Genomic DNA, 12,522 nt, shown 5'->3' on the forward strand with positions numbered 1-12,522 from the left:
TGCGGGCGACTGGAGCCATGGTCGCGGAGTCAAGCGCGCAGCGCTTGGCGAGGGTGGCCGCATAGCACGAAGGAGAGCCTCGTGAACTCGAAAGCATCCCGTCATATCGATTCGCCTCGCCGATGGCGCCGATCGGCCCTACCTGACCACTCGGTACGCCGCGGCACCGCACTGGGTCTGGTGCTGGCGCTGCTGTCGAGCCTCTTCGTGCTCCTGGGCGGTGCGGGCGTGGCGCAGGCGGCGACGCCGGTCTACGAGATCACCACGGCGTGGGTGGATCCGCCGGCCAGCGTGACCAACGGCACGCCGGTGGTCGCCGAGTGGCGCATCAACGTGAACGACGCCGACAACCCGCCGAGCAACGAGCCGGTGGACAACGTCACGGCCACGTTCAGGGTGGACAAGGCGTTCTTCGACCAGATCCCCGACATCTGCAAGACCGAGGGCGTCGACCCCGTGTCCAGCCTGAACGAGGCCAAGACGGAACTGACGTGCAACTTCGGCCAGGTCGCCATGGGCACCGCTCTGGTGTTGCAGACGCCAGTGGTGGCCAACGGCAACACCAACGACCAGATCGTGCTGGACGGCACCAGCCCGGGCGGTGAGAACCTCGAGCTGCCGCCGATCCTGATCCGCAACCCGTTCCAGATGGACATCGAATGGGTCACCACCACGGCGTACGAGCGGTGGAACAGCCTCGTCGACGGCGAGCGTGAGTACGTCGACGTCGACCTCACCTGGTCGATCCGCACGATCCGGGGCTCGGATCGTGGGCCGGACGATGTGGAATACCGGCTGCGGATCGTGGACTCGAACGGCAACCCGGTGACGGTCGGAACACACCCGACAGACCAGGGCCACGTGGACTGGCGCGGCGTGGTCGGTTGCACGGCCCACGACATGGGCCCGGTGCCGGGGCACCCGTACTCCAGCCAGCCGGGCGTCAACGAGCTCCACGGGAACTTCCTCGCCCCCGGCGGCACCTGCACGCTGACCCCGGTCGCCGGCCAGCCGGGCTTCTTCGACCTCGAGATCAACGGCATCAACTACGACCTGGCCGACGCGGCTTCGCGGGACTCGGTGAACAACCTGCTGCCGCCGAACTGGAGCTACGTGGCCACGGGTTCGGTCTGGGTGCGGGTGCTCACGGACGTGGCGGGGTCGGTGGCTCTGTCGATTCCGGACCCGCCCACGTATGAGTCGCCCGTGGGTAACCAGGAGTCCGCGGACCTGCCGGGTAACAACACCGCCAACAAGCCATACAACCTGCCGGGCGGGTTCAGCGCGGGCTGGGTCCGGCCGTTCACTGAGAGCGGCGGGCAGGTTCACGACGACACGTACCGCGTCCCGCCGGGGACGACGATCCAGACCTACACCGCGCTGGGCCGCGGCAACGACGCCGCCGCGAACGAGCCTCGCGGCCTCTGCACCGTGCTGGACACGGCCTACGTCGACTTCGACCCGAACACGCCGATCGAGTTCTGGGCGTCGCGGCCGAATGGTGGCGCGGACCAGGTTCCGGGGACGTTCGGCCAGCTGCAGTACTACACCGGCCCGGTCGGCGATCCGAACGACTTCAACTGCGGCACCGGAACGTGGAGCGCCAGCCTCCCGCCGAACCCGGCGACCTCGGTGACGGCGGTGCGGTTCATCTACCAGTTCGAGGACTACGGCGCTCTCAACTCGCCCCTCCTGCAGTTCCGGGTGCCGATGACGGTCCAGCAGAACACTCCGATCGGCCAGGACGTCTGGACATTCGGCTCATTCATGTTGAACAACAACTGGCCCGACCTCAGTGGCGACGGCACCATCGTCACCCCGACCGACGATGCCCGCTACGACCACACCAACGGGCGACGCGACATCGTGCGGATCGTCACCGCGGCGCCGTACATCGAGAAGGAGGCGTCGGTCGCGACCGCGACCTACGGGGTGCCGGTGGAGTTCACGCTGACCTACTCGGCGACCGGCTCCGGCAACATTCCGCCGACCGTCGACGACTACGGCATCCGTGACGTGCTGCCGCTGGGCATGACGTACGAGCCCGGTTCGGCCGATCCGGAACCGGTCGTGACGACCGACCCGCAGGGCCGGCAGGTGCTGACCTGGACGCTGGACGGCGTGACGACCAACGTGGATCACACGCTGACGTACCAGGCGGTGGTGGACTCCAGTGTGCCGCCGGGCACGCCGCTGACGAACACGGCGGAGTCCAGTCTGGCCGGGTTCACCTCGACGCCGGTCGACGCGACGGTGACGACCACGACCAACGGCTACACCTTCATCATGAAGATGGCCGACCCGACCTACATCCCGTTCGTCAACGACGAGGGTGTCGGGACGGGCTCGTGGACGGTGACCATCGAGTCGCGCGACCCGGCGCCGCAGGCGTTCACCGACACGATCGACATCCTGCCCTACATCGGTGACCAGCGCGGCACGGCCTTCCACGGCACCTACACGCTGTCCGACGTGGTGCTGCCCAACGGTGGCACGGTGTACTACACCGACGCCGACCCGGCGACGCTGTCCGACGATCCGGCGGCCGAGGCGAACGGCGCCCCGAACGCTCCCTCGGACCTGTGGACCACGACGCGGCCGGAGAACCCGACGGCGATCCGCGTCATCGGCGGTGAGCTGCCGCCCGGTGAGGCGTTCGGGTTCCAGGTGGTCATCGAGACCGAGGGCGCGCAGCCGCAGGACGTGTATGTCAACCGGGCGCAGGCCCGGGCGGGGCACACCGAGTTGGTGATGCGCACGTCGGCGCCGCTGTACGTGTCGGACTACGCGGTGGCGAAGACGTCGGACCCGGCTCCGGGGTCGACGGTGAAGCCGGGTGACACGATCACCTACACGATCACCGTCACCCAGGAGGGACCCGTCCCGGCGGCGGCCGTGTTCACCGACACGCTGGCCGAGGTCCTCGACGACGCGGTCTACAACAACGACGTGACCGCGGACATCGGCACCGCGACCTACGCCGACGGGGTGCTCTCGTGGGAGGGCGTCGTCCCCGTTGGAGAGGTCGCGACCATCACGTTCTCGGTGACGGCGAAGGACGTCCCGGCGCTCGAGGCGGACGGTGCCGACACCATCATCGACAACTCGGTGTGGTCGCCGGTCTGCCCGGACGAGGTGCCCGAGGGTGAGGAGAACCCGTGCGAGCCGCCGCCGCTGCTGCTCGGCTACTACACGGTCTCCAAGACCTCCGACCCCGCGCCCGGCACCACCGTGGGCCTCGGCGACGTGATCACCTACCAGGTGCAGATCACCCAGGTTGGTGAGGGCGCGGTGGAGCACGCGTTCACCGACGACAACATGACCGCGGTGCTCGACGACGCCACCTACAACGACGACGCCGTGGCGACGTCCGGCGAGGTGACGTACTCGGAGCCGACGCTGAGCTGGGACGGTCCACTAGCCGTCGGGGAGGTCGTGGACCTCACCTACTCGGTGACGGTCACCGGTGAGGGCGACTACGAGCTGAAGAACGTCGTGACGTCGGAGTGCGCGGAGGACGACCCCGACTGCCTCGAAGGGATCTGCGTGCCGGCGCCGGACCAGAACCCGGACTGCACGACGATCCACTGGTACGGCGACTACGAGGTGATGAAGACCTCCGACCCGGTCACCGGCTCCGAGGTGGAGCCCGGTGACGTGATCACCTACACGGTCACCGTGACTCATAAGGGCATCGCCGACGTCGAGGCCGGGTTCGACGACGACCTCACCCAGGTGCTCGACGATGCCACCTGGAACGACGACGTCGAGGCGTCGTTGGGTGAGTTCTCCTACGAGGAGCCGACGCTGACGTGGTCGAGCGTGCTGTCCCAGGGAGACGTGGCTACGGTGACCTACTCGGTGACCGTGACCGCCGAGGGCGATCGGTATCTGGAGAACGTGGTCACCCCGGACGACCCGGAGAAGTGCGTGCCGGCGCCGGACCAGGACGAGGCGTGCAAGACCGTTCACATCAACGGCTCGTACACCTACTCCAAGACGTCGGACCCGGTCCCCGGGTCGGTGGTCGAGGAGGACGGCGTGATCACCTACACGGTGCTCATCTCGCACGTCGGTGAGGCACCGGTGGAGGGCGCCTGGATCGAGGACGACCTGTCCGCGGTCCTGGACGACGCGGTCTGGAACGACGACGCCACGGCGGACTCCGGCGAGGTGTCATTCGAGGGGACGACGTTGCGGTGGGACGGCGACCTCGCGATCGACCAGGTCGTCACGCTCACCTACTCGGTGACGGCCAACGCTGTCGGCGAGGGCGACGACGAGCTGCGCAACATCGTCACCACCGACGACGAGCGGGGCGTGTGCGTGCCGGCGCCGGACGGCAACCCGGACTGCAAGACCGACCACTACCAGGGCGAGTACGTCTACTCCAAGACATCGGACCCCGAACCGGGGTCGGAGGTCGAGGAGGGCGAGGTGGTGACGTACACCGTCACCGTCGAGCACGTCGGCGCCGCTCCCATCGAGGACGCCATCGTGGTCGACGACCTCTCCCAGGTCGCTCCGGTCGCGGACTGGAACGACGACGCCACGGCGACGTCGGGTTCGGTGAGCATGGCCGACGAGCAGGTCACCTGGACCGGTGACCTCGCGGTCGGTCAGGTCGTCACGATCACCTACTCGGTGACCGTCGGCGACGAGCCCAACGCCACCATGCGCAACGTGGTCACCAGCCCCGACGACCGCGCGGTGTGCGTCCCGGCTGCGGACGGCAACCCCGACTGCAGGACCGACCACCACACGCCCGATGCGCCGCCGGCTCCCGACCTGCCGGACACCGGCGCCGGCCTCACCGGCTGGTTCGTCACCGGCGGGATGGTCCTGCTGATCGGCGGTCTGGTCCTCGTGGCCACGCACCGTCGCCGGCCGCTCGGCGGCTCGGGAGGCCCGCTGGACCCGGTCTCCTAGTCCAGCAGGCCGCTGTGCGGTGCCACCGTCAACGGGGGACCGTGGCACCGCACAGCCGGGGGGCGAGGCGAGTCGTGCCAGCTGCCGATGCACCGGACGGCGAGGCGATCGCGGCCCTGTATCGCCGCTGGGCGCCGCAGCTCAGGCAGCTGGCCGCGGGCATCCTGAACAGCGTCGACGATGCCGAGGACGTGGTTCAGGAGACGTTCTACGCCATGTGCCTCGCCGCCCGGAACGGCAGAGGGCCGAACAGGTCGGCCGCCGGCTACCTCTATACCGTTGCCAGGCACGCCGCCCACCGCCAGTTGACGCGCAACGAACAGCTCGTCGGCATCGGCGTGCCGATCGAGCCATCGAACGATCCGCAGGCAGCGCAACTGGAGGACCCGACCGCGGCCGCCTTCGCCGGTCTACCGCGCCGATGGCGCGCCGTCCTGTGGCTCATCGAGGTCGAGGGATACTCACCCGCCGAGCTCGCCCCGGCGATGGCCATGACGCCCAATGCTGTCTCGAGCCTCGCGACGCGTGCACGCCGAGCCCTCCGCACGGCCTATCGGCAGCAAGGTCGCGGCTAGTTGCCGGGCGGCTCGGACCCGGCGATCGGCCGGGTCGCGACGCCGAGACTGCTCAGGAGCGCGAGTACCCGGCGCTCGATCTCGTCGCGGATCGGCCGGACGGCGTCGAGGCCTTGGCCGGCCTTGTACCGCCGGACGGGCACACCGAACTCGGCCATGATCTCGAGCAGCGCCTGCCGGTCGGCCGCGATGTCGTCAGCCAGGCGGCGCAGCTGCGTCGCGGCGCCCGGATCACGGTGGGAACCGGCGAGCCGGCGGGTCAGCTCCACGCCACCGGTCGCGCCGCCCAGATGGTCGTTGAGGTAGATGGCCAGCGCCCGGCTGCCGGTTCGAGGTCGAGCCATGCGGCCACGCCTCAGGTCAGCGCGTGGTCGGCGTTGTCGGCGACGGACGTGACGCCGCTCTGCTGAGCGCAGTGGGCGCAGCAGTACACCTGCTCGCCGGCCTGGATGCCGTGTCCGATGACCTTGCAGCCGCAGTGGGCGCAGGCCGGCGCGCAACGGTGGATGGCGCACTCGAAGCTGTCGAAGACGAGCTCCTGGCCATCGGCGGTGCGCAGGGTGAAGGCGTTCCGGTACTCGTTTCCGCAGACGTCACAGCGGTTCATGTGATCCTCCTGACGGCCGTCGGCGACTGTTGTCGCACGGTGGCGTCGTACCCGTCCCGCCGGATCTGTCACGCGGCGTTGCGCGCGAGCGCGTCGCGCAGCCGGGCGGTGTCCTCGAGGACGTAGTCGTCGACCATGCGGCCCCAGCGGATGCGGACCCACTGCACGCCCTCGTTGGTGTAGGCGCTGCCGTCGGCCAGGGTCGCGCTGACAGCGAGCCTGACCACCACGGTGGTGTTCCACGGCCAGCCCTTGACCATGATCTCGGCGGGTTCCAGGCGCAGCCCGGGCAGCGTCTCGGCGGCCCGGGCGAACCATCGCGCGAACTCGTCGCGCCCGGTGAGCTCCGCACCGAGAGCGGAGTCGCCGACGAACCGGAAGCGCACGTCGGGAGCCGCCTGCGCCACCGCGTGCCGGAAGTCGCCGGTCTCGGCGATGCGGGTCCAGAGCCGCCGCACCTTCGCCCTGACGATCGCGTGGTACACGGCCATCCCTCCCGGCCCGGACGTGACTTGCTGTCTGCAAGTGACGTCGTCAGCAGCCTATTCCGGCTGCCTTGCCGACCGCAAGTGACTACGCTGGAGCCATGGATCGTGATCGTTTCGCCGGCATCTCCTGTTCGGTGGCGCGGGCCGCGGGCATCGTCGGCGACCCGTGGGCGCTGCTCGTCCTGCGCGATCTGTTCCTCGGGCTGACCCGGTACGACGAGCTCCAGCGCGACCTCGGCGTGGCCACCAACGTCCTGGCCGACCGGCTGAACCGGCTCCTGACGGCGGGGCTGGTGACGCGCGAGGCGTACAGCGACGCGCCGGTGCGGCACGAGTACCGGCTCACCGAGGCCGGCCACGATCTCTACGGCGTCGTCGTCGCGCTGATGGCCTGGGGCGACCGCCACCTGGCGCCGGACGGCCCGCCGATGGTCCTGGTCCACGACGACTGCGGCGAGGCCACGGCGCCCACCGTGGTGTGCGACCGCTGCGGCCGGCCGCTGACCGACGACGCCGTCACGGTCCGCCCGGGACCCGGCGGGCGCCACGCCCCGGGCACCGCCGTCATCGCCGAACGCCTGGCGGCTCAGGGATAGGTCGAGCCTTCCGTTCCCGTAGATCCGTGGCACACTCGCGCGCCTGAACTGTGGGTGATCGCTCCATAGGCAGCGCTCGCCGCCGTCCGGGACCCTGGCTCTGGGCAGGCCAGCGGCGACAGGAGCCACAGATGAACGCACGCACCGCCCTCGCAGCCGTGGCCGCGCTCGTCCTGGGCGCGGCCGGCTGTTCGGGGGACGACGACAGCGCCGGCGGCGACACCGGGTTCGGCGAGTGCGAGCCGTCGGGGGAGGCCGGCAGCATCGAGCTGGACCCCGTCGTCGACGGCCAGCTGACGGTGGTGACGGCGCTGCCGAACCCGGGCTGGTGGAACGGGACGAGCCCGGACGACCTGGTCGACGGGTTCGAGATGTGCATGGTCGCCGAGATCGCCCACCGCGCCGGGCTGGAGCGGATGGAGGTGCGCAACCTCTCCTGGGACCAGTACATCTCCGGGTCGTTCACCGACTACGACATCGGCGCGACGGTCACCGGCATCACCGAGGAGCGCAAGCAGGTCTTCGCGTTCTCCGAGCCGTACTACGCGTCGAACATCTCGGTGACGCTGGCGGCCGGCTCCACGTTCGACGAGTCGACGATCCGCGACGCCCGCATCGCGACGATCCAGGCCAGCACGAACGCGCAGTGGCTGGCCGACGTCCTGAAGCCGGCGCAGGAGCCGCGGCTGTTCAGCGACGGGCCGGAGATGTTCGCCGCGCTCGCGGCGAACCAGGTCGACGCCGTCATCACCGACACGGAGACGGCGCTCACCCAGGGCAAGCCGTACGAGGGCAAGATCGAGGTCGTCGCGCAGTACGAGACCGGGACGCCGTGGGGCATGGTCATGCCGCTGGACTCCCCGAACGTCGACGCCGTCGACCAGGCGGTGGCCGACATGCGGGCCGACGGCACCTTCGACCGGCTGTCGGAGGACTACCTGGTGCCGCTGTTCGGCGTCGACCCCGCGAGCATCCCGTTCTGGGCGGCTCCGTGACGGCGGCCGCCGAGCAGCGGGCGGCGCCGGTGACGGCGGACGGGGCGCGGCTCAGCCCGCCGCCGCGCGCCACCGGCCTGGCGGCTGCCGCGCTGACGGTGGCGGCCCTGCTGACGGCCTGGGCCGTGGTCGTCGGCATCGGTGTCGGGTCGTCGACGCCCGGCGTGGTCGTCGGGGTCGCCGGCGTGGGGCTCGGCGCGGCGATCGTCTGGTACGCGGCGCGCGGGCTGCGGCTCGCGTACGCCGCGCGGCGCAGCGACGCCGGCGGCGAGCGGCTCGCGGCCCGGGCGCTGGCCGCGCGGTCGCGGACGCACAGCGCCGGCGCGCTCAGCACGTCGCTGGCGCTGCTGGTGGTGCTCGGCCTCGTCGTGCTGCTGACCGCCAACGACGACAGCATCCTGAACACGTTCTTCAGCGTCGACCACATGGCCGACAGCGCCGCCGACATCACCCGCGCGTTCCGCCTCAACCTCTTCATCGCCGTCGTCGCGATGGCGTTCGTGCTGGTCGTCGGCCTGCTTCTGGCCGTGGTGCGGATGCTCCCCGGCGACGGCGCGCGGCCGCTGCGCGCGCTCGCGGTGGCCTACATCGACGTCATGCGGGCGATCCCGTCGATCATCGTGCTATACCTGATCGGGTTCGGCCTCCCGCTCGCGGGCTTCCCGCTGTTCAGCGGGCTGCCGCCGGCCTGGTACGCGATCATCGCGCTGACGCTGACGTACAGCGCGTACGTCGCGGAGATCTACCGTGCCGGCATCGAGGCGGTGCACCCGTCGCAGACCGGCGCGGCCCGCTCGCTCGCCCTGTCCTACGGCCGGACGCTGCGCCACGTCGTGCTGCCGCAGGCGGTCCGGGCCGTCATCCCGCCGCTGCTGAGCGCGTTCATCGCGCTGCAGAAGGACACCGCGCTGGTCAACATCATCGGCGCGGTCGACGCGTTCAACCAGGCCAAGTTCTTCGCCTCGTCCAACTTCAACCTGTCGTCGGTCGCCGTGGTGGCGGCGCTGTTCGTGCTGATCACGATCCCGCAGGCGCGCCTGGTCGACTGGCTGCTGGCCCGCGGCGCGACGCGGCGCAGCGTGAGGAGGCCAGCGTGACGTTCCTGGAGTTCCGCGACGTCCACAAGCACTACGGCAGCCACGAGGTGCTGGCCGGCATCGACCTGTCGATCGAGCGGCACCAGGTGGTGTCGCTCATCGGCGCCTCCGGCTCGGGCAAGTCGACGTTGCTGCGCTGCGCCAACGCGCTGGAGCCGATCACCAGCGGGCAGATCAGGCTGGACGGCGACGTCGTCTCCGGCCCCGGCGTGGACCTCAACGGGCTGCGCCGCCGCGTCGGCATGGTGTTCCAGTCGTACAACCTGTTCCCGCACATGACGGTGCGCGACAACATCACGCTCGCGCCGCGCAAGGTCAGCGGCCTGTCGAGGGCCGAGGCCGAGGCCCGCGCCGACGAGCTGCTCGCCCGCGTCGGGCTCACCGACCGCGCCGGCTACTACCCGGACCAGCTCTCCGGCGGCCAGCAGCAGCGGGCGGCGATCGTCCGGTCGCTGGCCATGGACCCCGAGGTCGTGCTGCTCGACGAGATCACGTCGGCGCTGGACCCGGAGCTGGTCGCCGAGGTGCTGACCATCGTGCGCGAGCTGGCCCGCGACGGCATGACGATGATGCTCGCGACCCACGAGATGGGCTTCGCCCGCGAGGTGTCCGACCTCGTCGTCTTCCTCGACCAGGGCGCCATCCTCGAGCAGGGCCCGCCGGAGCAGGTGTTCGACGACCCGGTCCAGGCCCGCACCCGTGAGTTCCTGCGCATGGTCACCGAGCCGGCCGCCTAGAGGGAGTGGACAGTTCATGGAGACGTTCGACGCGGCCGTCGTCGGCCTGGGCGCCCTCGGCAGCGCCGCCGCGTACCACCTGGCCCGCAAGGGCGCGAGCGTCGTCGGGTTCGAGCAGTTCGAGCTCGGGCACGTGCGCGGCGCCTCGCACGACACGTCGCGCATCGTCCGGACGTCCTACGGCGCCGAGCGGTACGTGCGCCTGGCGCAGTCGGCCTACCGCGACTGGGCCGACCTCGAGCGGGCCACCGGCGAGCGGCTGCTCACGATCACCGGCGGCGTGGTCTTCCTGCCGACGGACGGCCCGTACGCCGCGACGGACTTCAGCACCAGCCTCTACGCGGCCGGTGTGCCGTACGAGCTGCTCGGCCCGGACGACGTCGTCGCGCGCTGGCCGCAGTTCCGGCTCCCGGCGAACGTCGAGACCGTCTACACGCCGGACACGGGCATCGTCCACGCCGCGCGCACGGTCGCGACCCTGCAAATGCAGGCGCGGTCGCTCGGCGCGGTGCTCCGGGACCGGACGCCGGTCGAGGCGCTGAGCCCCGACGGCGCCGGCGTCGTCGTCCACACCGCGGCCGGCGACGTGCGCGCCCGGACGGTGGTCGTGGCCGCCGACGCGTGGACGAACCGGCTGCTGGCGCCCCTGGGCGCGGCCATCCCGCTGGTCACCATGCAGGAGCAGGTCACGTACTTCAAGCCGGCCGACCCGGCGGCGTTCGACCCCGCGCGGTTCCCGGTCTGGATCTGGGAGGACACCCACTGCTTCTACGGGTTCCCGGCCTACGGCGAGCCGACGATCAAGGCCGCACGCGACGTCTCGGACCATCTGATGACGCCGGAGGAGCGCACGTTCGTGCCGGCGCCGGAGCTGATCGACCAGCTCACGTCCTTCCTGGGCGGCATCGTCCCCGGACGCGGCGAGCCGCTGCGCACCGTCACCTGCCAGTACGCGCTCACCCCGGACCGCGAGTTCGTCCTCGGGCCGCTGGCCGAGCACCCGGACATCCTCGTCGCGCTGGGCGCCGGGCACGCCTTCAAGTTCACCCCGGCGATCGGGCGGATCCTCGCCGAGCTGGCGATCGACGGCGAGACGACGGACGACGTCTCCGGCTTCGCCGCGCCGGTCCCGGCGGCTGGCTAGTCCTGCGACGGCAGTAGGACGCCTGCTGTCGTTGGTTGACGGTGCTGCGAACGTTGGCCGTCCCCCTGCTGCCCATTTTCTTAGCCGGGCCGACGCGCCTCAAGTCCGCGGCCTCTGCTGGTCATTGGGTGTTTGTGTCGAGGGCCGCGTACTTGACCCGCGTCGTCCCGGCCAAGAACGGGCAGCTATCAGGGGGACGGGGGAGTGTGGGCACGTCGCACCGCCAACGACCCACGTTCGCCGCCTTTCGGTTCACGTCTGCCGCCTTCCGGCCCCGTTCGGGTCGCTCGGGCTCGGGTTCGCGGCGGTTCCGGCCTGCGTTCGCGCCTCACCAGTCAGTGTGCGTCCGCTTGCGACGTTGCCGGGCTGTGGATGCTCATGATCATCAACCTTTCGGTGCCTCGCTAGGCGTTCTCCCGCTCTACCACCCGTGCATGCCTGGTAGGGCGGGAGAACGCCTGGTGGGCGGCCCGGATACCGCTGCGAGCCGAAGCGGCCCCACGTGTACTAGGTGGCGCGGCGCGCGGTCCCGGCGATCGCGGCGACGAGGTCGGGCCACAGCTCCCACGGGACGAGGTGGCCCATGTCCGGGTACACGCGCAGCTCGGACCCGGCGATCGCGTCGGCCATGTCCACCGCCGCGCACCAGTGCAGCACGTCGTCGTCGCGGCCGTGCAGCACCAAGGTCGGCACGGTCACGCCGCGCAGGCGGTCGAGCCGCTCGGGCGCCCGGCGCAGCGCCGCCCACTGGCGCGCGAAGCCCTCCGGCGCGTAGCCGCGGTCGTAGGCCAGCCCCGCCGCCCAGGCGTGCCACTCCAGCTGCGGGTCGTAGCGGTGCGGGCCGGTGGGTGTCGCGGCCTCGACGGCGAACGCGACGGCCTGCTCGCGGGTCAGCCGCGGAGGAGGGGACAGCAGCTCCTCGCGCTCGCCGTGCAGGATGTAGCGCGGGTCCTGCCCGGGGATCGTGCTGAGCAGGCCGAGGCTTCGCACCCGCTCCGGATGGTCGAGCGCGACCAGCTGGGCCATCATCCCGCCCATCGAGTGCCCGACGAGGTGGGCGGACGGGGCGCCGAGGTGGTCGAGCACCCGGACGATGTCGTCGGCCAGATCGGACAGCTCGTAGCCGCCGTCGACGTCGTCGGGGCCGCCGAAGCGCTGGGAGAGGCCGGTGTCGCGGTTGTCCATGCGCACGACCCGGAACCCCTCGGCCACCAGCAGCGCTACGAGCTGATCGGGCCAGGCGATCAGCTGCGCGCCGCCGCCGGCGACGAGCACCAGGACGGGGTCGTCCGGCGCGCCGTCGACCTCGTAGAAGATCTCGATCCCGTCGGTGTCCGCGTGCGGCATCGCATCC

General features: G+C 70.9%; 11 protein-coding genes. 7 read left to right on the plus strand and 4 right to left on the minus strand.

The annotated features are described in order from the left end of the window. The first annotated feature begins 180 nt into the window (after positions 1 to 180). Both C1I92_RS02090 and C1I92_RS33615 read left to right on the plus strand, forming a co-directional pair. Positions 181 to 4,929, plus strand: coding sequence for a DUF7927 domain-containing protein (locus C1I92_RS02090; RefSeq protein WP_111252994.1), 4,749 nt, complete (start codon positions 181 to 183; stop codon positions 4,927 to 4,929). 74 nt (positions 4,930 to 5,003) lie between these two features. After that, the gene (locus C1I92_RS33615; RefSeq protein WP_158563914.1) at positions 5,004 to 5,504 is read left to right on the plus strand and encodes an RNA polymerase sigma factor; all 501 of its coding nucleotides are present in this window, start codon (positions 5,004 to 5,006) and stop codon (positions 5,502 to 5,504) included. Here the strand turns inward: C1I92_RS33615 and C1I92_RS02100 are convergent. The 3 genes from C1I92_RS02100 to C1I92_RS02110 form a co-directional block, all read right to left on the minus strand. Further along, entirely contained in the window at positions 5,501 to 5,848 is a 348-nt protein-coding gene (locus C1I92_RS02100; protein ID WP_111252996.1) for a hypothetical protein, read from the minus strand. The two genes, C1I92_RS33615 and C1I92_RS02100, sit on opposite strands and share 4 nt — an antisense overlap. An 11-nt stretch (positions 5,849 to 5,859) precedes the next feature. Then, positions 5,860 to 6,111: a metallothionein gene (locus C1I92_RS02105; RefSeq protein WP_111252997.1), complete on the minus strand. Its 252-nt coding sequence runs from the start codon at positions 6,109 to 6,111 to the stop codon at positions 5,860 to 5,862. A gap of 68 nt (positions 6,112 to 6,179) precedes the next feature. Next, positions 6,180 to 6,602, minus strand: a complete 423-nt coding sequence (locus C1I92_RS02110; RefSeq protein ID WP_111252998.1) for a nuclear transport factor 2 family protein — start codon at positions 6,600 to 6,602, stop codon at positions 6,180 to 6,182. A gap of 95 nt (positions 6,603 to 6,697) precedes the next feature. Here C1I92_RS02110 and C1I92_RS02115 point away from each other — a divergent pair, with 95 nt between their 5' ends. The 5 genes from C1I92_RS02115 to solA all read left to right on the plus strand — a co-directional run bounded on the left by C1I92_RS02115 (position 6,698) and on the right by solA (position 11,168). Further along, positions 6,698 to 7,195 carry a winged helix-turn-helix transcriptional regulator gene (locus C1I92_RS02115; RefSeq protein ID WP_111252999.1) on the plus strand — a complete coding sequence of 166 codons (498 nt, stop codon included), beginning with the start codon at positions 6,698 to 6,700 and terminating at the stop codon, positions 7,193 to 7,195. Between the two features lie 131 nt (positions 7,196 to 7,326). After that, complete coding sequence (locus tag C1I92_RS02120; protein ID WP_111253000.1) at positions 7,327 to 8,190, plus strand: ABC transporter substrate-binding protein; 864 nt, start codon at positions 7,327 to 7,329, stop codon at positions 8,188 to 8,190. After that, on the plus strand, positions 8,187 to 9,287 hold the full coding sequence (locus C1I92_RS02125) for an amino acid ABC transporter permease (protein ID WP_199520869.1): 1,101 nt from the start codon (positions 8,187 to 8,189) through the stop codon (positions 9,285 to 9,287). The genes C1I92_RS02120 and C1I92_RS02125 overlap by 4 nt, the downstream gene beginning before the upstream one ends. Further along, on the plus strand, positions 9,284 to 10,024 hold the full coding sequence (locus C1I92_RS02130; protein WP_111253001.1) for an amino acid ABC transporter ATP-binding protein: 741 nt from the start codon (positions 9,284 to 9,286) through the stop codon (positions 10,022 to 10,024). Before C1I92_RS02125 ends, C1I92_RS02130 begins: the two co-directional genes overlap by 4 nt. A 16-nt stretch (positions 10,025 to 10,040) precedes the next feature. After that, on the plus strand, positions 10,041 to 11,168 hold the full coding sequence (gene solA / locus C1I92_RS02135) for an N-methyl-L-tryptophan oxidase (protein WP_111253002.1): 1,128 nt from the start codon (positions 10,041 to 10,043) through the stop codon (positions 11,166 to 11,168). A 507-nt stretch (positions 11,169 to 11,675) separates the two neighbouring features. On the opposite strand, the gene C1I92_RS02140 is transcribed toward solA, so the two are convergent. Next, the gene (locus C1I92_RS02140) at positions 11,676 to 12,515 is read right to left on the minus strand and encodes an alpha/beta fold hydrolase (RefSeq protein WP_111253003.1); all 840 of its coding nucleotides are present in this window, start codon (positions 12,513 to 12,515) and stop codon (positions 11,676 to 11,678) included. Positions 12,516 to 12,522 lie beyond the last annotated feature (7 nt).

Source organism: Jiangella anatolica (assembly GCF_003236295.1).
GTDB lineage: Bacteria > Actinomycetota > Actinomycetes > Jiangellales > Jiangellaceae > Jiangella > Jiangella anatolica.

Excerpts from the sequence above, each read along its gene's own strand:
- C1I92_RS02100 (WP_111252996.1), bottom strand. The coding sequence starts at position 5,848 with ATGGCTCGACCTCGAACCGGCAGCCGGGCGCTGGCCATCTACCTCAAC.
- C1I92_RS02105 (WP_111252997.1), bottom strand. The coding sequence starts at position 6,111 with ATGAACCGCTGTGACGTCTGCGGAAACGAGTACCGGAACGCCTTCACC.
- C1I92_RS02110 (WP_111252998.1), bottom strand. The coding sequence starts at position 6,602 with ATGGCCGTGTACCACGCGATCGTCAGGGCGAAGGTGCGGCGGCTCTGG.
- C1I92_RS02115 (WP_111252999.1), top strand. The coding sequence starts at position 6,698 with ATGGATCGTGATCGTTTCGCCGGCATCTCCTGTTCGGTGGCGCGGGCC.
- C1I92_RS02120 (WP_111253000.1), top strand. The coding sequence starts at position 7,327 with ATGAACGCACGCACCGCCCTCGCAGCCGTGGCCGCGCTCGTCCTGGGC.
- solA (WP_111253002.1), top strand. The coding sequence starts at position 10,041 with ATGGAGACGTTCGACGCGGCCGTCGTCGGCCTGGGCGCCCTCGGCAGC.
- C1I92_RS02140 (WP_111253003.1), bottom strand. The coding sequence starts at position 12,515 with ATGCCGCACGCGGACACCGACGGGATCGAGATCTTCTACGAGGTCGAC.